The sequence below is a fragment of the Streptomyces sp. NPDC097640 genome (genome assembly GCF_040302705.1).
Taxonomy (GTDB): domain Bacteria; phylum Actinomycetota; class Actinomycetes; order Streptomycetales; family Streptomycetaceae; genus Streptomyces.
The window spans coordinates 194219-214627 of the sequence record NZ_JBEOSB010000012.1 but is presented as its reverse complement, the minus strand read 5'-3'; the positions used below and the strand labels follow the sequence as shown (position 1 = coordinate 214627).

At 72.7% G+C, this 20409-nt stretch carries 21 protein-coding genes; 7 read left to right on the top strand and 14 right to left on the bottom strand.

From position 1 onward, the window contains the following. Window positions 1-19: 19 nt before the first annotated feature. Together ABTY62_RS20980 and ABTY62_RS20975 are read right to left on the bottom strand one after the other, a co-directional pair. Entirely contained in the window at window positions 20-1822 is a 1803-nt protein-coding gene (locus ABTY62_RS20980; RefSeq protein WP_352130928.1) for a serine/threonine-protein kinase, read from the bottom strand. 81 nt (window positions 1823-1903) lie between these two features. Continuing rightward, the gene (locus ABTY62_RS20975) at window positions 1904-2878 is read right to left on the bottom strand and encodes an ROK family protein (RefSeq protein ID WP_352130927.1); all 975 of its coding nucleotides are present in this window, start codon (window positions 2876-2878) and stop codon (window positions 1904-1906) included. A 135-nt stretch (window positions 2879-3013) separates the two neighbouring features. Here ABTY62_RS20975 and ABTY62_RS20970 point away from each other — a divergent pair, with 135 nt between their 5' ends. Then, entirely contained in the window at window positions 3014-4060 is a 1047-nt protein-coding gene (locus ABTY62_RS20970) for a LacI family DNA-binding transcriptional regulator (protein ID WP_352130974.1), read from the top strand. 181 nt (window positions 4061-4241) lie between these two features. Then, window positions 4242-4649: an FxLYD domain-containing protein gene (locus ABTY62_RS20965; protein ID WP_352130926.1), complete on the top strand. Its 408-nt coding sequence runs from the start codon at window positions 4242-4244 to the stop codon at window positions 4647-4649. A gap of 48 nt (window positions 4650-4697) precedes the next feature. On the opposite strand, the gene ABTY62_RS20960 is transcribed toward ABTY62_RS20965, so the two are convergent. From ABTY62_RS20960 to ABTY62_RS20935, 6 genes are all read right to left on the bottom strand, one after another. Then, a complete protein-coding gene (locus tag ABTY62_RS20960; protein ID WP_352130925.1) occupies window positions 4698-5081 on the bottom strand; it encodes an SHOCT domain-containing protein in 384 nt (127 codons plus the stop codon). Between the two features lie 66 nt (window positions 5082-5147). Then, window positions 5148-6497: a hypothetical protein gene (locus ABTY62_RS20955; RefSeq protein ID WP_352130924.1), complete on the bottom strand. Its 1350-nt coding sequence runs from the start codon at window positions 6495-6497 to the stop codon at window positions 5148-5150. A 233-nt stretch (window positions 6498-6730) separates the two neighbouring features. Next, window positions 6731-8026, bottom strand: coding sequence for a DUF6986 family protein (locus tag ABTY62_RS20950; protein ID WP_352130923.1), 1296 nt, complete (start codon window positions 8024-8026; stop codon window positions 6731-6733). Window positions 8027-8207: 181 nt separating this feature from the next. Beyond that, complete coding sequence (locus ABTY62_RS20945; RefSeq protein ID WP_352130922.1) at window positions 8208-9182, bottom strand: electron transfer flavoprotein subunit alpha/FixB family protein; 975 nt, start codon at window positions 9180-9182, stop codon at window positions 8208-8210. Between the two features lie 58 nt (window positions 9183-9240). Then, window positions 9241-10026, bottom strand: a complete 786-nt coding sequence (locus ABTY62_RS20940) for an electron transfer flavoprotein subunit beta/FixA family protein (protein WP_352130921.1) — start codon at window positions 10024-10026, stop codon at window positions 9241-9243. 196 nt (window positions 10027-10222) lie between these two features. Beyond that, complete coding sequence (locus ABTY62_RS20935; protein WP_502997489.1) at window positions 10223-10723, bottom strand: TlpA family protein disulfide reductase; 501 nt, start codon at window positions 10721-10723, stop codon at window positions 10223-10225. Between the two features lie 79 nt (window positions 10724-10802). Here ABTY62_RS20935 and ABTY62_RS20930 point away from each other — a divergent pair, with 79 nt between their 5' ends. Next, window positions 10803-11531, top strand: a complete 729-nt coding sequence (locus ABTY62_RS20930; RefSeq protein ID WP_352130919.1) for a lysophospholipid acyltransferase family protein — start codon at window positions 10803-10805, stop codon at window positions 11529-11531. A gap of 81 nt (window positions 11532-11612) precedes the next feature. Here ABTY62_RS20930 and ABTY62_RS20925 read toward each other — a convergent pair whose 3' ends face one another. The 3 genes from ABTY62_RS20925 to ABTY62_RS20915 are packed head-to-tail and all read right to left on the bottom strand — an operon-like array spanning window position 11613 to window position 14946. After that, window positions 11613-12686, bottom strand: a complete 1074-nt coding sequence (locus tag ABTY62_RS20925) for a threonine aldolase family protein (protein WP_352130973.1) — start codon at window positions 12684-12686, stop codon at window positions 11613-11615. Beyond that, window positions 12683-13468 (bottom strand): SDR family NAD(P)-dependent oxidoreductase, encoded by a 786-nt coding sequence (locus tag ABTY62_RS20920; protein ID WP_311726815.1) that lies wholly within the window; start codon window positions 13466-13468, stop codon window positions 12683-12685. Before ABTY62_RS20920 ends, ABTY62_RS20925 begins: the two co-directional genes overlap by 4 nt. Before the next feature lie 44 nt (window positions 13469-13512). Beyond that, entirely contained in the window at window positions 13513-14946 is a 1434-nt protein-coding gene (locus ABTY62_RS20915) for a DUF6421 family protein (protein WP_352130918.1), read from the bottom strand. Between the two features lie 284 nt (window positions 14947-15230). On the opposite strand from ABTY62_RS20915, the gene ABTY62_RS20910 reads away from it, so the two are divergent. Continuing rightward, window positions 15231-15914 (top strand): glycerophosphodiester phosphodiesterase, encoded by a 684-nt coding sequence (locus ABTY62_RS20910; RefSeq protein ID WP_352130917.1) that lies wholly within the window; start codon window positions 15231-15233, stop codon window positions 15912-15914. Window positions 15915-15939: 25 nt separating this feature from the next. On the opposite strand, the gene ABTY62_RS20905 is transcribed toward ABTY62_RS20910, so the two are convergent. Further along, window positions 15940-16494, bottom strand: coding sequence for a GNAT family N-acetyltransferase (locus ABTY62_RS20905; RefSeq protein ID WP_352130916.1), 555 nt, complete (start codon window positions 16492-16494; stop codon window positions 15940-15942). Window positions 16495-16598: 104 nt separating this feature from the next. Here ABTY62_RS20905 and ABTY62_RS20900 point away from each other — a divergent pair, with 104 nt between their 5' ends. Further along, the gene (locus ABTY62_RS20900; RefSeq protein ID WP_352130915.1) at window positions 16599-16991 is read left to right on the top strand and encodes a VOC family protein; all 393 of its coding nucleotides are present in this window, start codon (window positions 16599-16601) and stop codon (window positions 16989-16991) included. A gap of 280 nt (window positions 16992-17271) precedes the next feature. On the opposite strand, the gene ABTY62_RS20895 is transcribed toward ABTY62_RS20900, so the two are convergent. Further along, the gene (locus ABTY62_RS20895) at window positions 17272-18102 is read right to left on the bottom strand and encodes a hypothetical protein (protein WP_352130914.1); all 831 of its coding nucleotides are present in this window, start codon (window positions 18100-18102) and stop codon (window positions 17272-17274) included. A gap of 60 nt (window positions 18103-18162) precedes the next feature. Here ABTY62_RS20895 and ABTY62_RS20890 point away from each other — a divergent pair, with 60 nt between their 5' ends. Then, entirely contained in the window at window positions 18163-19305 is a 1143-nt protein-coding gene (locus ABTY62_RS20890) for a winged helix DNA-binding domain-containing protein (RefSeq protein WP_352130913.1), read from the top strand. A 34-nt stretch (window positions 19306-19339) separates the two neighbouring features. Then, window positions 19340-19897 (top strand): GNAT family N-acetyltransferase, encoded by a 558-nt coding sequence (locus ABTY62_RS20885; RefSeq protein WP_352130912.1) that lies wholly within the window; start codon window positions 19340-19342, stop codon window positions 19895-19897. Here ABTY62_RS20885 and ABTY62_RS20880 read toward each other — a convergent pair. Next, the gene (locus ABTY62_RS20880; RefSeq protein ID WP_352130911.1) at window positions 19889-20359 is read right to left on the bottom strand and encodes a hypothetical protein; all 471 of its coding nucleotides are present in this window, start codon (window positions 20357-20359) and stop codon (window positions 19889-19891) included. The two genes, ABTY62_RS20885 and ABTY62_RS20880, sit on opposite strands and share 9 nt — an antisense overlap. Window positions 20360-20409 lie beyond the last annotated feature (50 nt).

Sequence of the window (20409 nt, the reverse complement as noted above, 5' to 3'; positions counted from 1 at the left end):
GCCCTTCCCCGCGCGCCCGTCAGCACACAGGGAGCCCGGGGAGGGGCTGGTCGTTGTCCCCGCCCTTGATGTAGACGTCGCTGATGAACACGTTGGTGTTCCCGCTGTCGTCGTCCGTCTTGGCCCACCACACGTTCGTCCACTTGCCGTAGGTCTCCCGGCGCCCCAGATTCTTCTGGCAGTAGAAGTAGTTCAGGCCCTCGTTGAGCATGCCGACCGGCTGGCCACCCGCCGTGTACGAGGTGGAGGCCCGCCACACCTGGCAGTTGTACTTCCCGCCGCCCGCGGCATGGCAGACCGGCGCGGGGTCGGGGTCCGCCGAGGAGCCGTCGTCGTCGCCCCCGCCCGAAACCCCGCCGCTGCCACCGTGATTGCCACCGCCCGACCCGCCGCCGGAGCCGCCGGACGCGCCCTTGCCGCCGCCGTCCGGCTCGCCCGACGCGGACGGGGAGCCGGAGCCCGTGGGCTGCGCGGTCTTCTTCCCGCCCTCGTCGCCCTTGTCCCCCTTGCCGTCCTCGCCGCCCTTGTCGCCCGTACGGCCCTTGTCGCCCTTGTCGCCCCTGTCGCCCCTGTCGGGGGTCTTGCCGCCCTCCGGTGACGCTGAGCCGGACGGGGACGCAGGGGTCTCCTCCTGGCGCGCGGTCGTGGCCTTGGCGTCGTCACCGCCGACGAGCGCGTAGGTCAGGCCTCCCCCGGCGAGCAGAACGGCGACGACCATGGCCGCGACCAGCGCCTTCTTACGACCGGGCCGCGGCGGCGCCCCACCGCCCGGCCGCCCGCCGCTCACCAGCGGCTCATCGGGGACCGGCGGCCCGAAACCCTGCGGGGCAGAGGGCAGCAGAGGGGAGGGCGGCTGGATGGACGGCGGGCCGCCGGACGGGTCGCCAGGCCGCCCCGGCCGTAAGAGCGGCGGCGCCGCGGAGCCCAGCACATCCGGCGCCGTCGGCGTGCGCTCCGCCCGGCCCGCGGCGGGCCGCGGCTCCTCCCCGGCCACCACCGCCTCCAGCATCACGCGTGCCTCGGCCGCGGTCGGCCGGGCCGCCGGGTCCTTGTCCATCATCGCGTGCAGGACCGGGGTCAGCGGCCCGGCCCGCCGCGGCTCCGGAAGCGGTTCGGTGACGATGGCCGTCAGCGTCGACCACACCGAGGTCCGGCGGAACGGGGACGAGCCCTCCACCGCCGCGTACAGCGTCATGCCGAGCGCCCAGACGTCCGAGGCCGGGCCGGGCTCCTGGCCCTGGGCGCGCTCCGGCGCGAGATAGTCCAGGGAGCCGATCAGCTCGCCGCTGCGGGTCAGCTTCGTGGTCGCGTCGTCGCCCGGCGCTTCCATGCTCGCGATGCCGAAGTCGGTGAGCACGACCCGGCCGTCGTGGTCGAGCAGCACATTGCCCGGCTTCACGTCCCGGTGCAGCACGCCCGCGAGGTGGCCCGCGCCGAGCGCGTCCGCCACCTTCGCGCCGATCGCGGCGGCCTCCAGGGGCTCCACGACGCCCCGCTCGTCGATCAGGTCGTCCAGCGAGCGGCCCTCGATCAGCTCCATGACGATGACCGGAAGCCCGCCCTCCTCCGTCACGTCGTGCACCGTGATCACGCCGGAGTGGCGGATCCGCGCCGCGGCGCGGGCCTCCCGCTGCATCCGGACGCGCAGATCGGCGAGTTCGGGCCCGGACGAGTCGGTGTAGGCGCGCAGCACCTTGACCGCGACCTCCCGGCCCAGCACCTCGTCGACCGCCTTGCAGACCACGCCCATGCCGCCCCGGCCGATCGCGCCGGTCACGCGGTACCGACCGCCCAGGACCCGGCCGGTCAGGTCCCCGCTCATGTCCCCCGATGACACCGTGCTCAGTCCCCCTTGCATGCCGTGGTCGCGCAACAGCTTAGGGGCAAGCACCGACAGTGCCGCTCAACTCACGGGCGCGCCACGGGACATGAGCCCGAAGCCTTCCAGCGGGGCCTGCTGGGCGGCCGCGGCCGCGGCGCCGACCAGTCCGGCGTCCGTGCCCATCTGCGCGGGGACGACCTTCAGACCGGCGACGAACGACAAGGTCGCGTAGTCGCGCAGCGCGCGCCGCAGGGGGGCGAAGAGCACGTCCCCGGCGCCCGCCACCCCGCCGCCGACCACGGCCACCTCGATCTCGACCAGGGTCGCGGTGGCCGCGATCCCCGCGGCCAGCGCCTGCGCGGCGCGCTCGAAGGAGGCGCGCGCGACGGCGTCGCCGGCCCGCGCCGAGGCGGCCACCGCCGCCGCGCTCGTGTCGCCGTCCGGGCCGGGGCGCCAGCCGCCCTCCAGGGCGCGGCGGGCGATGTTGGGGCCGCTGGCGATGCGCTCGACGCAGCCGCGCGCGCCGCACGGGCACGGGTCGCCGTCGAGGTCCACGCTGATGTGACCGATGTGCCCGGCGTTCCCCGTGGGGCCCGGGTGCAGCCGGCCGTTCAGCACCAGCCCGCCGCCGACGCCCGTGGACACCACCATGCACAGCGCGCCCGTACGGCCGCGCGCCGCGCCCTGCCAGTGCTCGGCCGCCGTCATGGCCACCCCGTCGCCGACCAGCGTGAGCGGCAGTTCGCCGACCGTCTCCCGGACCCCGGCGACGAGGGGGAAGTCGCGCCAGCCGGGGATGTTGACGGGGCTGACGGTGCCGACGGAGGCGTCCACCGGGCCCGCGCTGCCGATGCCGACGGCGGCGACCCGCGACCACTGCGCGGTGCGCGACAGCTCGTCGAGCACCGCCGTGACCTCGCGCATCACGGTCTCGCCCGACTCCTGGGCGGGGGTGGCGCGCCTGGCCCGCGCGACCAGCTTGCCGCCGCCGTCCACCAATGCGCCCGCGATCTTGGTCCCGCCGATGTCCAGTGCGGCGATGAGGTCACGTGGCATGTGAGTCGACTCTCCTGGCGGTCTCTTGGTGGTAACGCTGTGGGGCAACAGTCTTCCCTGCCGCTGACAACGTTGTCCAGGGGCTATGCTCGGACACCGCTTCCGCACGACGACCAGCGACGGGACATGCGCACCGTGACCGACACCGCTCCGGGCACCGCCACCACCTCGCGCCGCTACGGCACCCGGCCCACCATGAAGGACGTCGCCGCGCGGGCCGGGGTCGGCCTGAAGACGGTCTCACGGGTGGTCAACGGCGAGCCGGGGGTCACCCCCGACACCGAGCGGCGCGTCAAGGAGGCCATCACCGCGCTCGGTTTCCGCCGCAACGACAGCGCCCGCATCCTGCGCAAGGGCCGCACGGCCAGCATCGGGCTGGTCCTCGAGGACCTCGCCGACCCGTTCTACGGGCCGCTCAGCCGCGCCGTCGAGGAGGTCGCCCGCGCACACGGCGCCCTGCTGATCAACGGTTCGAGCGCCGAGGACCCCGTCCGCGAGCAGGAGCTCGTCCTGGCGCTGTGCGCCCGGCGGGTCGACGGCCTCGTCGTCATCCCGGCCGGGAGCGACCACCGCTATCTGGGCCCGGAGATAGCGGCGGGCGTCGCCACGGTGTTCGTGGACCGCCCGGCCGGCCTGATCGAGGCCGACGCCGTGCTCTCCGACAGCTTCGGCGGCGCGCGCGACGGCGTGGCCCATCTGATCGCCCAGGGCCACCGCCGCATCGGCTTCATCGGCGACCAGCGGGGCATCCACACCGCCGAGGAGCGGCTGCGCGGCTACCGGGCGGCGATGGCCGCGTCGGGGCTGCCGGTCGACGACGCGTGGGTGTCCCTCGGCGTCACCGAGCCCGACCGGGTCGGGGCGGCGGCCCTCGCGATGCTGGACGCGCCGGAGCCGGTCACCGCGCTGTTCGCGGGCAACAACCGCGTGACGGTGACCGTCGTACGAATCCTGGCCGGGCGCGGCGCGGCGGTCGCCCTCGTCGGCTTCGACGACTTCGAGCTCGCCGACCTCCTCTCCCCCGGCATCACCGTCATAGCCCAGGACTCGGCCCAACTCGGCCGTACCGCCGCCGACCTGCTCTTCCGTCGCCTCGACGGGGCGGGCGGCGAGCCGCGGCGGGTGATCCTGCCGACCCGTCTGATCACCCGCGGCTCCGGGGAGCTGCCGCCGGCGGCGTAATCCGGCTCCGCGGCGCCGTCCGGCTCCGCCCCCGGATGCGCCGTCCGGCTCGCCGCGGCGCCCGTCTGCCGTCAGGGTGGGTCCGACGGCGGCAGTCCGAACGGGCGCGACACGGCGCGCCGGGACGAGGTGAGGCGCGATGGCCCGGTGCCGGGTGCGGACGTTCTGCGCGGGAGGCCTGGTGGCGGCCACGGTCCTGGTGTCCGCCGGGTGTTCGGACGGCGGCAGCCCCTCGTCCGCCGCGTCCCGCGCCTCGCAGGCCATCGCCTCGGCGACGGCCTCCGCGAAGGCCGAGCTCGACAGGATCAAGCACGGTGTGAACGCGAAGGGCGATGTGAAGACCGGCACCGTCTCGATCGGCCAGGACGGCCACGCCGTCGCACCGATCACCGTGACCAACAAGCAGGATCACAAGGCGAGTTACGCCGTGGAGGTGAACTTCCGCGACGCGGACGGCAATTTGCTCGATGTGGCCGTCGTGACGGTCTCCTCGGTCCAGCCCCGCTCGTCGAAGAAGGCCACCGCGCGCAGCCACCGCGAACTCAGTGGGCACCTCAAGGCGCAGGTGGGCGCGGCGGTGCGGTACTGAACTCCGCGGCGGTCGCGCTCGCGGCGGCCGCCCTCGTGGTGGTCGTGCTCAGGCCGCGAGCACCTTGGCCTTGGCCTGCTCGTACTCCTCGGCCGTGATGTCGCCGTGGTTCTTCAGCTCCACGAGCTTGGAGAGCTCCGCGGCGTGGCCGCTGGCGGCGGTCTCGCGTACGAACTCCTTCAGATCCGCCTCCGCCTTCATGGCCGCCTTCGACTCGCGCTCGCCCATGCCGCGGCCCCGTGCCACCAGGTACACGAAGATGCCGAGGAAGGGCAGGACGACGACGAAGAAGCACCAGCCGGCCTTGCCCCAGCCGCTCATCGAGTCGTCGCGGAAGAGGTCGCCGATCACGCGGAAGAGCAGGATGAACCACAGGACCCACAGAAAGACCCACACCGTGGTCATGAACACGTTCAGCAGTGGATAATCCATCGTGTACCTCCATCGGGCGCGCCCGGCGGAGCCGACGTGACCCCACACAGCGCCGACACCTCAAGCTTACGGCGGCCGCCCCGCCCCGGACCGGGTCACCCGGCCGGTCGCGGCCAGCAGCGCGATCACCCCGAGCGCGGCCAGCAGGACCAGCGCCAGGAAGAGCACCGTCAGCGCGGTGGGGTGGTTCCAGGCGCCGAACGCCACGGCCGTCGGCAGCAGCGCCCCGGCCGCCAGCGCCCGCCGGTGGCCCGCGGCCCAGGTGCCGGCCCGCCCGGTGCGCAGCCCGCGGGCCGCGCTCCAGCGCGCGGCGGCCTCGGCCGCGCCGTCGGCGCTCCGCCGCGCCGCGCGGGGCAGCCGGCCGGGCCCCGCCAGGTAGGCGCCCAGCGCGACGACGAGGCCGAGCACCCCGACGGTGCGGAGGGTGGCCCGCGGGACGCGCAGCAGCGTGTCGTAGACGGCCGCCGCTGCCGCCCCGGGCAGCACGCGCGGCGGCATGTGGTCGAGGCAGTACCGGCGGGCCACGGCCAGACCCACGGCCAGGGCCAGCGAGGTGGCGGCGGTCCCCAGCGCCGCCCGGGCCAGGGCGCGGCGGCGCCGGTGGGCGAGCAGCACGCCGGAGGTGCCGAGCAACGCGGTCAGCGCGGGGAGCCAGGCCCCGGCCAGGTCCAGCAGGCGGGCCGCCTCCCTGGCCCGGCCCAACTGGGCGGAGTGGAACAGGACCATGCGCCGGTCGACGTCGGGGACCGCCTTCGCCGAGGAGAGTCCGGCGTTCCGCAGCTGCCGCTTGACCTTCGCGAGGGCCGCGCCCACATCCAGGGTCACGGTGTCGCCGTCCACTCCGACGATTCCGTGCCCCCTGCCGGTGAGCACGCGGACGGCGGCGGAGTGCGCGGCCCGGTTGGCGCCGACCCACACGGCCGGGAACTGGTCGCCGCGCACGACGTCCGCCACCACCGCGGTCACCGCCTGGTCGACGGCCGGGTCCAGCTTGGACGCCAGCCGCTCGACGGCGTGCGCGGCGTTGGGCGGGAGCCCATGGCGGCGCAGCCAGGAAGCGAGGTCCGCGGTCATGTCCCGGCCGCTCCGGTGGATCTCCACGGCCCGGCGGACATGACGCAGCGCGGCGTCCTGGATCGCCGGGTTCTTCGCGAGCGGGGAGACGGTCGCCACGTAGCGGCCGGTGTCGAGGACGACGTCATGGAGCCACACCGACGCCACGGACACGGGCACCAGCAGACAGGCCAGCGAGATGAGCAGCCCCGAGGCGGCGCTTCTGACGGAACCGCGGATCCCGCGACGGCGCGCCGGAGCGTCGGCCGTCCCCGCGGCGGCACGGTCATGCGGTGGAGTCGGCGGCGGTAGGGGCTTCGGGGCGGGTGGCCTGCCCGGTGGCTCGTCGGGAGCGCCGGTCATGACAACATCTCCCGCCCTACCCGGCGGCACCGCATCCCGGGTGAGGCGTCGGAGTGAGCCCATACGGCCGACCACCGGGCGACGGGCCGGAGTCCGCGGGGTCACTCGGCCCTCGGCGCGGGCGGGAGCCGGGCGTGCCGAGGGCCGGCGAGACCCCGGCCTGTCGAGGCCCCGGCCTGTCGAGGCCCCGGCCTGTCGAGGCCCCGGCCTGTCCGGACCCCGGCCCGTCGGGGTCAGCTCGCGGCGGCGGGGGCCCGGCCCGAGAGGGTGCCCAGGGTGGCGCGGGACAGGCCGGTGAGGCGCTCCACCTCGCCGGCGTCCACCGCTCCGCAGTCCAGGCCGCGCAGCAGATAGCCGCTGAGGGCCTTGGCCGTGGCCGGTTCGTCGGCGATGGCGCCTCCGGCGCCGCCCGCGCGGTTGACGTACGCGCCCAGGCGGGCCGCGGCCTGGGGCAGGCCCTCGCGGTAGAAGGCGTAGACCGCGGCGTAACGGGTCGGCAGATGGCCGGGGTGCATGTCCCAGCCCTGGTAGTACGCGCGCGCCAACGAGCGTCGTACCAGGCGGTGGTGGAGCCGCCAGGCCTCGTGGACCTGGTCGGCCGACCCGACGGGCAGCACGTTGATCGAGCCGTCGGAGAGCCGGACGCCGGTGCCCGCGGCGGCGACCTGTATGACGGCCTTGGCGTGGTCGGCGACGGGGTGGTCCATGGACTGGTGGGCGGCGCTGACCCCGCAGGAGGCGCTGTAGTCGAAGGTGCCGTAGTGCAGCCCGGTGGCCCGGCCGTCGGCGGCGTCGATCATGCGGGCGACGGTGGCGCGGCCGTCGGGGCCGAGGATGGCCTGGGTGGTCTCGATCTGGATCTCGAAGCCGATCCGGCCCGCGGCCGGGCCGTGCGCCCGCTCGAACTCCTCGCACAGCCGGACCATGGCGGTGATCTGCTCGGCGTAGGTGACCTTCGGCAGGGTGAGGACGAGCCCGCCGGGCAGGCCGCCGGCGTTCATCAGCCCGGTGAGGAAGATGTCGAGGGTGCGGATGCCGCGGTCACGGACGGCGGCCTCCATGCACTTCATGCGGATGCCGATGTACGGCGGCGCGGTGCCGTCCGCGACGGCGGCGGCGACCAGGGAGGCGGCGCGGGCCGCCGCGGCGTCCTCCTCGGCGTCGGGGCGCGGGCCGTAGCCGTCCTCGAAGTCGATGCGCAGGTCCTCGATGGGCTCGCGGGTCAGCTTGGCGCGCATCCGCTCGTAAACCGGTTCGGCGAGGTCGTCCTGGATGTCGAGGACGGCGGCCAGCGCGGCGGGGTCGGGCGCGTGTGCGTCGAGCGCGGCGAGCGCCTGGGCGCCCCAGTCGCGGACGATGCCGGCGGTGAAGAGGTCGGCGGGCACATAGACGGTGTGGACGGGCTGGCGGGTGCCGGGGTCGCCGGGGTAGCGGCGCGCGAGCTCGGCGTCGACACCGGCGAGGGAGGCGGCGATTCCGTCCCGTACGGCGCCGGGAAGGCTGGTCGCGAACGTCTCTGGCTGTCCCATCCGCACACCCTCCACGCCACTGCGATTACTTCCGCACTGCGGAATCCGAAATCCGTAAGGCGAAGTTATCCGCGGCTCGACCGCGGGTCAACACCCCCCGGACACGCGCACGGCCCCCGTGCGCGGCGCGTCGTCCGCACACGGGGGCCGTCCACTGGCACAGGGCAGCCCGGCAGAGGCCTCAGCCCTTGCGGGCCTGGATCTCCTCGGTGAGCTGCGGGACCACCTCGAAGAGGTCGCCGACCACGCCGTAGTCGACGAGGTCGAAGATCGGGGCCTCGGAGTCCTTGTTGATGGCCACGATGGTCTTGGAGGTCTGCATACCGGCCCGGTGCTGGATCGCGCCGGAGATACCGGTGGCGATGTACAGCTGCGGGGACACGCTCTTGCCGGTCTGGCCGACCTGGTTGGTGTGCGGGTACCAGCCCGCGTCCACCGCCGCGCGCGAGGCGCCGACGGCCGCGCCGAGGGAGTCGGCCAGCGCCTCGACGAGCGGGAAGTTCTCCGCGCCGCCGACGCCCCGGCCGCCGGAGACCACGATCGCGGCCTCGGTCAGCTCCGGGCGCCCGGTGGACTCGCGCGGGGTACGGGAGGTGATCCTGGTGCCGGTGGCCTGGTCCGAGAAGGTCACGGACAGCGCCTCCACGGCCCCGGCGGCCGGCGCGGCCTCCACGGCGGCCGAGTTCGGCTTGACGGTGATGACCGGGGTGCCGCTGGAGACCCGGGACTTGGTGGTGAACGCGGCGGCGAACACCGACTGGGTGGCGACCGGACCCTCGTCGCCGGCCTCCAGGTCGACGGCGTCGGTGATGATGCCCGAGCCGATCCGGACGGCCAGCCGGGCGGCGATCTCCTTGCCCTCCGCGGAGGAGGGCACCAGCACGGCGGCCAGGGAGCCCCCGGCGGACACCGCCTTGTAGGCGGCCTGGAGCGCGTCCACCTTCGGGACGACCAGGTAGTCGGCGAACTCGGGCGCGTCGGCGGTCAGGACCTTGACCGCGCCGTACTCGGCGAGCGTGGCGGCGGTGTCGGCGGCGCCGTTGCCCAGCGCGACGGCCACCGGCTCACCGATCCGGCGGGCCAGGGTCAGCAGCTCGAGGGTGGGCTTGCGGACGGCACCGTCCACGTGGTCGACATAGACGAGGACTTCAGCCATGGGAATCGATCTCCTGCGGAAATGATGCGGACGGTTGGCGGTGCGTCAGGCGCGGCGGTCAGATGAACTTCTGACCGGCAAGGAACTCTGCGAGCTGCTTGCCGCCCTCGCCCTCGTCCTTGACGATCGTGCCCGCGGTGCGGGCCGGGCGCTCCGTGGCGCTGTCGACCGCGGTCCAGGCGCCCTCCAGGCCGACCTCGTCCGCCTCGATCTCCAGGTCCTCCAGGTCCCAGGAGGTCACCGGCTTCTTCTTGGCGGCCATGATGCCCTTGAACGACGGGTAGCGGGCCTCGCCCGACTGGTCCGTCACCGACACGACGGCGGGCAGCGAGGCCTCCAGCCGCTCCGACGCGGTGTCGCCGTCGCGGCGCCCCTTCACCGTGCCGTCCTCGACCGAGACCTCGGACAGCAGCGTGACCTGCGGGACGCCCAGGCGCTCGGCCAGCAGGGCCGGCAGCACGCCCATGGTGCCGTCGGTGGAGGCCATGCCGCAGACGACCAGGTCGTAGCCGGTCTTCTCGATGGCCTTGGCGAGCACCAGCGAGGTGCCCAGCGCATCCGTGCCGTGCAGGTCGTCGTCCTCGACGTGCACGGCCTTGTCGGCGCCCATGGACAGCGCCTTGCGCAGCGCGTCCTTGGCGTCCTCGGGGCCGACGGTCAGCACGGTGATCTCGGCGTCGTCGGCTTCGTCGGCGATCTGGAGGGCCTGCTCGACCGCGTACTCGTCCAGCTCGGAGAGCAGGCCGTCCACGTCGTCGCGGTCGACGGTCAGGTCTTCGGCGAAGTGCCGGTCGCCGGTGGCGTCGGGCACGTACTTCACACAGACAACGATCCTCAAGCTCACGCCGGCTCTCCTACTGCATCGTCTCGTCAAGCTGCCTTGTGCAGGCAGCATAGGCGCCTTCGGGCACGGATTCCGGCCGGTCGGCGACCGGGGCGGCACCTGCACCGATCGAAATATTACTCGCCAGTACACTCACCGTGTTCCCCGTAGGCAACCCGGTTGAACTGTGACCTTGCCAACGGGTGCCGGCGGCGGCTCAGACCGCCGCGCCGAGCGCCGCGATCACGTCCGCCCTGCGCGGCTGCCCGGCCGCGCGGCGCACCACGCGGCCGTCGGCGTCGAGCACCAGCACCGTGGGGGTCCGTACCACGCCCAGCCGGCGCACCAGGTCCAACCGCGCCTCGGCGTCGATCTCCACATGGGCCACGCCGTCCACCATCCGGGCGACCTCGGCGAGGATCCCCCGGGTGGCCCGGCACGGCTGGCAGAACGCGCTGGAGAACTGCACGAGCGTCGCCCGCTCCCCCAGCGCCGCGTCGAGTTCCGCGGCGCCCAGCCGCCCGCTCCGGTCCGGCTCGTCCTGTCCGCTTCGCACCCGCTGTCCTTCCGATCGTCCCTCGAAGGATGCAGCACCGGATTCCCGGGGGACATTCCTCCCCGCGGCCGCCCCCGCGTACGCCCTTCCGCCGACGTGATGAGGATCTCGCGGCCGCCCCGGGCCGCCTGGTAGGCAGAGGGGCGCGATATGGGGCACCATCTGCCAGAAGCCCAGAACCTACGGCCGCGTAACTTCCGTCGGGAGAGCCCTCCCAGGAAAAGAGAAGGGTCCCCCCCCCATGGCAGAGCTCGTCTACCCGCCCGTGATCGGGGCCGCCCGGACCATGTTCAGGGCGCAGGACCTGCGCTTTGACATCAAGGGCACCGAGAACATCCCCAAGCGGGGCGGCGCGGTTCTGGTGAGCAACCACATCGGCTATCTGGACTTCGTCTTCTGCGGGCTGACCGCCCGCCCGGCCAAGCGGCTGGTCCGCTTCATGGCGAAGGAGTCCGTCTTCCGCCACAGGTTCGCCGGGCCGCTCATGCGCGCGATGAAGCACATCCCGGTCGACCGCGCGGCGGGCATGGACGCGTACAAGCACGCGCTGCGGTCGCTGCGCTCGGGGGAAATCATCGGGGTGTTCCCCGAGGCGACGATCTCCGAGTCGTTCACCCTCAAGAACTTCAAGACCGGCGCGGCCCGGATGGCCCAGGAGGCCGGCGTACCGCTGCTGCCGATGGCGCTGTGGGGCACCCAGCGGCTGTGGACCAAGGGCCACAAGCGGGATCTGGGCCGCAACCACTTCCCGATCACGATGCGGGTGGGCGCGCCCATGGAGGCCGACCCGACCGAGCCCGCGGACACGCTCACCGAGCGGCTGCGCGCCCGGGTGCAGGAGCTGCTGGAGGCGGCGCAGCGGGCGTATCCGGTGCGGCCGAAGAACGCGGACGACACCTGGTGGGTCCCGGCCCACCTCGGCGGCACCGCGCCCACCCCGGCGCAGGCGGCCGGGCTCAAGCGCGGCTGACCCGTCCCCTCTTCCAGGACTCTCTTTCAAGGACTCCGGCCCTGTCCGAGCTCTCGGACAGGGCCGGAGTCCTATGTGCCGCTACGCCTTGCCCAGCTCCTCGCGGAGGGCCGCGATGAAGCCGTCGACGTCCTCCTCCGTCGTGTCGAAGGAGCACATCCACCGCACGTCGCCGGCCGCCTCGTCCCAGAAGTAGAAGCGGTAGCGCTTTTGCAGGCGCTCGGCCGCGTCGTGCGGCAGCCGCGCGAAGACGGCGTTGGCCTGGACCGGGTGGAGGATCTCCACGCCCTCGACCGCACGGACCCCCTCCGCCAGCCGCCGGGCCATGGTGTTGGCGTGGCGGGCGTTGCGCAGCCACAGGTCGCGGGCGAGCAGCGCCTCCAGCTGTACGGAGACGAACCGCATCTTGGACGCCAGCTGCATGGACAGCTTGCGCAGGTGCTTCATGCCGCGCACGGCGTCCGGGTTCAGGACCACCACGGCCTCGCCGAACAGCATGCCGTTCTTGGTCCCGCCGAAGGACAGCACGTCCACGCCCACCGCGTTGGTGAAGGCGCGCATCGGCACGTCCAGGGACGCGGACGCATTGGCTATCCGGGCCCCGTCGAGGTGGACCTTCATGCCCCGCTCGTGGGCGTGGTCGCAGATGGCGCGGATCTCGTCCACCGTGTAGACCGTGCCCAGCTCGGTGTTCTGGGCGATGGAGACGACCTGGGGCATGGCCCGGTGCTCGTCGTCCCAGCCGTACGCCTCGCGGTCGATGAGCTCGGGGGTGAGCTTGCCGTCCTCGGTAGGCACGGTGAGCAGCTTGAGCCCGCCCACGCGCTCGGGGGCGCCGCACTCGTCGACGTGGATGTGCGCGGTGTCGGCCGTGATGACCGCGCCCCAGCGGTCGGTGAGCGCCTGGAGGGCGACCACGTTGGCGCCGGTGCCGTTGAAGACCGGGAAGGTCTGGGCGGCGGCCCCGAAGTGGCTGCGCATCACCCGCTGGAGATGCTCGGTGTAGTCGTCCTCGCCGTAGGCGACCTGATGGCCGCCGTTGGCGAGGGCGAGCGCGGCGAGGATCTCCGGATGGGCTCCCGCGTAGTTGTCGCTGGCGAATCCGCGCAGATCGGGGTCATGGTGGCGACGGGCATCGGTGCGCCCTGGGTTCACGGCTCGGGGGTCAGCCACAGACGGGTTCCGTTCACTTCCCGGGCGGGCCGGTCCCAGAGTCCGGCGATGGCCTCGGCCAGCTCCTTGACGTCCGTGAAGCCCGCGAACTTGGCGTTGGGGCGCTCCGCTCGCATGGCGTCGTGCACCAGTGCCTTGACCACCAGGATGACAGCGGCCGCTGCCGGGCCACCCTCGTCCCCCAGCTTCCGGAAGGAGTCGGCGAGCGCGAGGGTCCAGGCCTCGGCGGCGGCCTTGGCGGCGGCGTACGCGGCGTTCCCGGCGGTGGGCTGGGAGGCGCCCGCCGCGCTGATCAGGACATAGCGCCCCTTGCCGCTGCGCAGCAGGGCGTCGTGGAAGGCGAGCGAGGTGTGCTGGGCGGTCCGGATCAGCAGGTTGTGCAGGGTGTCCCAGTCGGCGAGCGGCGCGTCGGCGAAGCTCTTGCTGCCCCGCCAGCCGCCGACCAGGTGCACCAGGCCGTCCACCCGGCCGAACTCCTTCTCGGTGCGGTCGGCCCATTCGCGGGCCGCGCCGAGGTCGAGCAGGTCGACGGTGTCGCCGGTGACGGTGGCCCCGCCGTGGGCGTAGCGGGCGGCGTCCACGGCCTCGGCCAGCCGGGCGGGGTCCGCGTCGGAGGCGATGACGGTGGCCCCGGCCTCGGCGAGGCGCAGCAGCACGGCGCGGCCCGCCGGGCCCGCCGCGCCGGCCACCGCGACCACGGCTCCGTCCAGCGGCCCCTTGCCGTTCGGCTCGTTCGGCGTGGGGCTCGACGTCAGTGTGGTCATGGTGGTTGCCTCCTCGTGCCCGCCGCTCATCCCTGCCACCGGCTTCACGCCGCCGCCTTGACGCCGCTGTCGGCCGTGATGCCCTTGGTGGAGGCGACCACGTCGCGCAGCTTCTTCGCGAGCGCCTCGTAGAACATGCTGAGCGGGAATTCGTCGGGGAGCACGTCGTCCACCAGCTTGCGCGGCGGCTGGGTGAGGTCGAGGGCCTCGGGGCCCTTGGCCCATACGGAGCCGGGGTGCGGGGACAGGTAGGACGACACCAGCTCGTACGCCTTGAACCAGTGGACGAGCTTGGGGCGGTCGATGCCGTCGCGGTACAGCTTCTCGATCTCGCCGCACAGCTGGTTGGTGACCTGCGGGGCGCGGACCCAGTCGATGTGCAGGGTGTTGTCCGTCCAGCGTACGACGTCGTGCTGGTGCAGGTAGGCGAAGAGCAGCTGGCCGCCGAGCCCGTCGTAGTTGCGCACCCGGTCGCCGGTGACGGGGAACCGGAACATCCGGTCGAAGATCACGGCGTACTGGACGTCGCGGGCCTGGGCGACCCCCTCGGCCTCCAGCTTCACGGCCTCCTTGAAGGCCGTGAGGTCACAGCGCAGCTCCTCCAGGCCGTACATCCAGAACGGCTGGCGCTGCTTGATCATGAAGGGGTCGAAGGGCAGGTCGCCATGGCTGTGGGTGCGGTCGTGGACCATGTCCCACAGGGCGAACGCCTCCTGGCAGCGCCGCTGGTCCTCCAGCATGCCCCGGACGTCCTCGGGGAGTTCGACGCGCAGCGCCTGGACCGCGGCCTCGCTCACCCGCCGGAAGCGGGCGGCCTCGCGGTCGCAGAAGATGCCTCCCCAGCTGAAGCGCTCGGGGACCTCGCGGACGGCGATGGTCTCGGGGAAGAGCACCGCGGAGTTGGTGTCGTAGCCGGAGGTGAAGTCCTCGAAGGCCAGACCGAGGTAGAGCTTGTTGTCGTAGCGCGTGCGCTCGAGCTCGGCCAGCCAGTCCGGCCACACCACGCGCACCACGAGCGCTTCGAGGTTGCGGTCCGGGTTGCCGTTCTGGGTGTACATCGGGAAGACGACCAGGTGCTGGAGGCCGTCGGCGCGCCCGCGGGCGGGCTGGAAGGCGAGCAGCGAGTCCAGGAAGTCCGGCACCCCGAAGCCGCCGTCCGCCCAGCGGCGCAGATCGGCGACGAGCGCCCGGTGGTACGCGGCGTCGTGCGGCAGCAGCGGGGCCAGCTCCTCGACGGCCCGCACGACCCGGTCGACGGCGGACCGGGCTCTGCCGCCGGGTGGAGCGCCGTCGGCCTCGAAGTCGATCGAGCCGTCCTTGGACTGCCAGGGCCGGATGGTCTCCACGGCGTCCTTGAGTATGGACCAGGACGGGTGCTCGACTACGCGGCCTCCGCGCTCCGCACGCTCCGCACGCTCCGCACGCTCCGCAGACAGAATGACACCCTCCGCCATCGAAGACGAAAGAATTTCCGCCATATCAACACCTCCACCGAAGAAACTCGCGTACCCACACCGTACGCATCGATGGATCACCCGCTCAAGTGACGTTACGGGAAATTATCCTGCGCCGCCCCTTGAACGCCGACGTTTTTCCTGTGGTCTCCTGCGATACACGCCCCCGTCGCCCACCCGCGCCCAGGCCGCGGCCGCGTCTTAACCCCCGTGTCGCGGTCGGCCGTTAGGCTGAGCGCCGCTCCGGGCAGCCGTCTCGGCAACAGCCTCAGCACGACCAGCAGAGCCGACAGAAGAGCGAGAGACCGTTGACCTTTCTCACCATCGGACACCGCGGAGTGATGGGCGTGGAGCCGGAGAACACCCTCCGGTCCTTCCTCCGCGCCGAGCGCGAGGGCCTGGACGTCATCGAGCTCGACCTGCACCTGAGCAAGGACGGCGAGCTCGTGGTGATGCACGACGCCGACGTGGCCCGTACCACCGACGGCAACGGCCCCATCAGCGACTTCACCCTCGCCGAACTGCGCCAGCTCGACGCCGGGCAGGGCGAGCGCATCCCGGTCTTCGAGGAGGTCGTGGACGCCGTGCGGGCGCCCCTCCAGGCGGAGATCAAGGACACCGCGGCCGCGCGGGCCCTCGCCGAGGTGATCACCCGCCGTGAACTGCTGGACCGCGTGGACGTGCTCTCCTTCCACGACGAGGCCCTCGCCGAGATCCGCACCCTGCTCCCGGACGCCCGTACCGCGCTCGTGGCCAGCCGCTACGGCCTGGATGTGATCGACCGGGCGCGGGCGGTCGGCGCCGGGATGCTGGTCCTCAACATCCGCCGGCTCACCCTGGAGCTCGTCCAGCGCGCCCACGCCGCCGACCTCAAGGTCATCGGGTGGACGGTGAACACCCCGGACCACCTGAAGCTGGCCCGCGGGCTCGGCCTGGACGGCGGCACCACCGACTTCCCGGAGATCAGGCGGGCGGCCCGCTACACGGCGTGACCGCCCCCTCCCGCCCCCTCCTGCCTCAGGCCAGCGGCTTGACCAGCAGCTCGAACTCGAGACCGGCGCGGCGCGGGATGCCGAAGCGCTCGTCCCCGTACGGGAACGGCGACATCTCTCCCGTACGGGCGTAGCCGCGCCGCTCGTACCACGCGATCAGCTCCTCGCGGGCCGAGATCACCGTCATACGCATCTCCCGCACCCCCCACTCGGCCCGCACCAGCCGCTCCGCCTCGGCGATGATCACCTTGCCGAGCCCGGCGCCCTGAAGCTCGGGCCGCACCGCGAACATCCCGAAGTAGGCATGATCATCGCGGTGCTCCAGCTGACAGCAGGCCACCAGCTCGCCGCCCAGCTCGACCACCAGCATCCGGCCGCTCTCGTCGCCCACCACGGCCGCGACCCCCTCGGGGTCGGTGCGCTGCCCGCCCAGGATGTCGGCCTCCGTCGTCCAGCCCGCCCGGCTGGAGTCCCCCCGGTAGGCAGACTCGATCAGCGCGACCAGCTCCGGCACATCGGCCTCGGTCGCGGTCCGGAAGGTCGGCTCGGCGCTGGGCCGGGCGGCGTCAACGGTCTCCATGACGTCGGAAGTCCTTTCCCTGCTGGCTGCTCCCCGCCGACGGCTCCCCGCCGTCCGCGGCAGGAATCGACCCTAACCCGCCGCCGGTGCGTAAGGTCACGCACATGGTGCACGTACTGAGCAGCCGGACCCTGCTGCGGCCGACCGACCCCGAACGCTCCCGCGCCTTCTACGGCGAGGCCCTCGGCCTCGCGGTCTACCGGGAGTTCGGCGAGGGCCCCGAGCGCGGCACGGTCTACTTCCTCGGCGGCGGCTTCCTCGAACTCTCCGGCCGCTCCGACACCCCTCCGGCCCCCGGCCTCCAGCTGTGGCTCCAGGTCGCCGACGCCCACTCCGTCCACGAGGAGCTCGCGGCACACGGGGTCGAGGTGGTGCGACCGCCGCTGAAGGAGCCCTGGGGGCTGATCGAGATGTGGATCGCCGACCCGGACGGCGTCAAGATCGCGATCGTGGAGGTGCCGGAGGACCACCCCCTGCGCTACCGGCCGGGGACGTAGTCCCGTCCCGGACATGACGGAGCCCAGCCCACGCACGTCGATTCTCGGATTGTGGCCCGTTCTGTCCGGGTTCACGCGCCGGTCGCTGAGCGACGCCAGGTTCCCCTCTCGCCGGATGGTTTCCGCCCACGCCGGCTCAGCAGTCACCTGATGGAGGCGCCGAAGTGGCCACTCGTCCGGATCTGTCGCGTCGAACCATTCTCGCGGGTGCGGGTGGGCGCGAGCGGTGATCAGCGGGGCCCTTCGTTCTGCCTGTTCGGGCGGGCGCGGAGGACCTGATTCAGATGTCGTGGTGGGCCGAGAAGCCGTAGTGGATCGGAGCGACCTGGTCGATCACCGTCACTATGTGTCCCACCGGCAACGGCTCACCCCGCAGCTGTGGCACGTCCAGGCCGCCCCAGCCCAAGCGGTAGAGGCCGACCTCCTCGTCATGGACAACGCATCCACCCAGATCGATCGAGTGGATCACGCGCCCGGCGTCGACTATGGAAAGCGCCAGCTCGACGGGCGGCCTCTCTCCATCGTCAAGGAAGAGATAATCCTGCACGAGGGGCGTCACGACATCGAAGGCCCAGCGCAGCTCATCGAGGTCGGGTACCGCCCATCGAAAAACCGAGCCGGCCGAGCCTGAGTAGACCTCCATGACCAGGAGGTAGAAGCTGTAGGCGGAAACCGAACAGTCGTCAACAGGATCCAGCCACTTACCCTCTCGCAGCTTGGTGAGCACGTCGAGACCCACCGCAGCCGTCTCGTTACCCGGATCCGACCGCCGCACTTGCGAGTAGAGCTCGTCGGTTTCCTGCATTCTCCTCTCGTTGGTCCTGCGGGACTTCGCCAGGCCAAGAACGTCGCCCAGCATGTTGTCCTCGTGTATCTGCCGTAGGAGCTGACCAGCGAGGAGCAAGGCTGCGGCGGTGTCGTCAGGACAGGACGTGAGCGCCGCGCGCAACCAGGGTTCACCGGGCCAGCTACTGGGCCAGTCGGCCGCCTTCATATCCGCTGGGTAGCCGGGCGGCAGGTTGAGCAGGCGGCCCAGGTCGCGCGCGGCGGCTGGGTTGCCCGCCACCGCGCGGGCGTGTAGCTGAGTCAGGAACTGTTCGGTGATAGGCACAGCTTGGGACCATAGGCGGAACTGGCGGCGGCCGGGCGTCACACGGCACAATCCTCAGCCGTGGAGATCACCGCGCGCGCACTCAACCGGGCCACGCTCGGCCGTCAGCTGCTGCTGCGGCGGGAGTCGCTGGGCGCCGTCGACGCCGTCCGCCGCGTCGTCGCGCTCCAGGCGCAGCACGCCGCCTCGCCGTATGTCGCGCTGTGGAACCGGCTCGCCGGATTCGCTCCGGCGGATCTCGACGCCGCGTTCGCCGACCGTGCGGTCGTCAAGGCGACCTTGATGCGGATCACGCTGCACGCGGTCCACGCCGACGACTACCAGGGCTTCCGCGAGGCGATGGAGCCGACCCTGTACGGCTCCCGGCTCGGCTATCGCTTCGCCGCTGCCGGGCTCACCCCGGCGGACGCCCATGAACTGCTGCCGGGGCTGCTGTCGTTCGCCGAGCGGCCGCGAACGGCCGCCGAGATGGAGGCGTGGCTCGAGGAGCGGCTGGGCGTCGAGAAGAAGGCCGGGGCGTGGTGGGGGCTGAAGGGCTATGCGCCCCTGCATCACGCGGTCACCGGCGGGCCGTGGTCCTTCGGCTGGCGGCCGTCCTTCCGCGCGGCGCGGACGGGCGCCCTTTCCGCCGGGGGGCGGGAGATATCGCCGGAGGTGCTGCGCAGCCTTCTGCTGCGCTATCTGGAGGGGTTCGGCCCGGCGTCTGTGGCGGACATGGCACAGTTCGCCATGGTCCAGCGGACCCCGATACGCCAGGCGCTGCGCGCGCTCGACAGCGCCGTCGAGGAGCTCCAAGGGCCCGGCGGCGCCGCGCTGTTCGACCTCCCGGGCGCCCCGCGCCCGCCCGCGGACACCCCGGCCCCGCCCCGGCTCATGGCGATGTGGGACAGCATCCTGCTCGCGTACGCCGACCGCGGCCGCGTGATCCCTCCGGACTACCGCCGGGTGGTGATCCGCAACAACGGCGATGTGCTGCCCACACTGCTGGTCGACGGCTATGTCGCGGGCGTGTGGCGGCCGGTCGACGGGGGCATCGAGGCGACGGCCTTCCATGAACTCCCGCCCGCGGCATGGGACGGGCTCGCCGCGGAGGCCCGCTCCCTGACGGCCCTGCTGGCCGACCGCGACCCCCGGCCCTACAGCCGCTACGACCACTGGTGGGCCAAGCTTTCCGGCGCCCAGGTGCGCGTACTCCCCGGCTAGGTCCGGCACCCGCCACACCGCTTATCCTCGGCCGATGGACAGGATCACCACCCAGGCGCCCGCTCTCGTGCTGCGCCCCTGGGACCCCGCGGACGCTGTCGATCTGGTCGGGCTGTGCCAGGACCCCGTCCTGCGACGCTGGACGAACACGCCCGTGGACGACGAGGCGGGCGCGGTGCGCTGGATCCAGGAGCAGCAGCGGGGCCGGGCGGCCGGGCACCGCTTCGCGTTCGCCATTGTGGAGACCCGAGCCACGTCGTCCGAGGGGCGCTTGGTGGGCGATGTAGTGCTCAAGAACGTCACCCCCGGCGCACCCTCGGCCGAGGTCGGTTACTGGACCGCGGCGCACGCGCGCGGCCGGGGAGTGGCTTCCAGTGCGCTGCGGGCCTTGACCGACTGGGCCTTCACCACGTTCGCCGGTGACGGACTGGCGCGACTCGAGTTGCTGCACCAAGTGGACAACGCGGCGTCCTGCGGCGTCGCGCGGAAGTGCGGGTACGAACTGACCGCGCTGCTGCCGCCGGCACCGCCCGCGTTCCCCGGCGACGGCCATCTGCACGTACGGACACGGAAACCGTCACCGTCACCGTAGATACGCGCGTTCGTCGACGCGCCGGGTCGGCGAGCCCAGGAAGACATCCGGGGCGGCGGGACCGTAGGCGACGTTGAGGGTGTCGAGCCGGTAGGACCACTCCCCGCCGCAGAAGCCGACGAAGCGGTAGTTGATCCGCCACCGCAGCCACTCCCCGGGCGCGAGCCGCACCGCGGGCGGGCGGCGATGGCGGCGGGGCATGCTGAACAGCGACGCCTCAGGGGGACGGACCCGCAGCAGGCCCCCGGCCTCCTGAAGCACCACTCCGGGGTCGGAGAGTTCCCGTACGGAGGCGTGCGGCTCGAAGGAGTCGGCTTCCCGCATGACGACCTCGTGTACGGCCGACGCCAGGCCGGGCGGCAGCGGAAACGCGAGGGGAGCCGCGTTCCTCCGGGCGGCTTCGGAGCCGCCCCGAGAGGTTTTGGTCCACTCGGTGCGCACCCATTGAACGACGGCGTCCATGGCCCGATCATCAGGCACGGGTCACCGCGCCGCCACCGGCTTTCCGCCGA

Bases quoted from the DNA above. Each gene is read 5' to 3' on its own strand.
- ABTY62_RS20980 (WP_352130928.1), bottom strand. From the start codon at position 1,822: ATGAGCGGGGACCTGACCGGCCGGGTCCTGGGCGGTCGGTACCGCGTG.
- ABTY62_RS20975 (WP_352130927.1), bottom strand. From the start codon at position 2,878: ATGCCACGTGACCTCATCGCCGCACTGGACATCGGCGGGACCAAGATC.
- ABTY62_RS20960 (WP_352130925.1), bottom strand. From the start codon at position 5,081: ATGGATTATCCACTGCTGAACGTGTTCATGACCACGGTGTGGGTCTTT.
- ABTY62_RS20955 (WP_352130924.1), bottom strand. From the start codon at position 6,497: ATGACCGGCGCTCCCGACGAGCCACCGGGCAGGCCACCCGCCCCGAAG.
- ABTY62_RS20950 (WP_352130923.1), bottom strand. From the start codon at position 8,026: ATGGGACAGCCAGAGACGTTCGCGACCAGCCTTCCCGGCGCCGTACGG.
- ABTY62_RS20945 (WP_352130922.1), bottom strand. From the start codon at position 9,182: ATGGCTGAAGTCCTCGTCTATGTCGACCACGTGGACGGTGCCGTCCGC.
- ABTY62_RS20935 (WP_502997489.1), bottom strand. From the start codon at position 10,723: ATGGTGCCCCATATCGCGCCCCTCTGCCTACCAGGCGGCCCGGGGCGG.
- ABTY62_RS20930 (WP_352130919.1), top strand. From the start codon at position 10,803: ATGGCAGAGCTCGTCTACCCGCCCGTGATCGGGGCCGCCCGGACCATG.
- ABTY62_RS20920 (WP_311726815.1), bottom strand. From the start codon at position 13,468: ATGACCACACTGACGTCGAGCCCCACGCCGAACGAGCCGAACGGCAAG.
- ABTY62_RS20915 (WP_352130918.1), bottom strand. From the start codon at position 14,946: ATGGCGGAAATTCTTTCGTCTTCGATGGCGGAGGGTGTCATTCTGTCT.
- ABTY62_RS20905 (WP_352130916.1), bottom strand. From the start codon at position 16,494: ATGGAGACCGTTGACGCCGCCCGGCCCAGCGCCGAGCCGACCTTCCGG.
- ABTY62_RS20900 (WP_352130915.1), top strand. From the start codon at position 16,599: ATGGTGCACGTACTGAGCAGCCGGACCCTGCTGCGGCCGACCGACCCC.
- ABTY62_RS20885 (WP_352130912.1), top strand. From the start codon at position 19,340: ATGGACAGGATCACCACCCAGGCGCCCGCTCTCGTGCTGCGCCCCTGG.
- ABTY62_RS20880 (WP_352130911.1), bottom strand. From the start codon at position 20,359: ATGGACGCCGTCGTTCAATGGGTGCGCACCGAGTGGACCAAAACCTCT.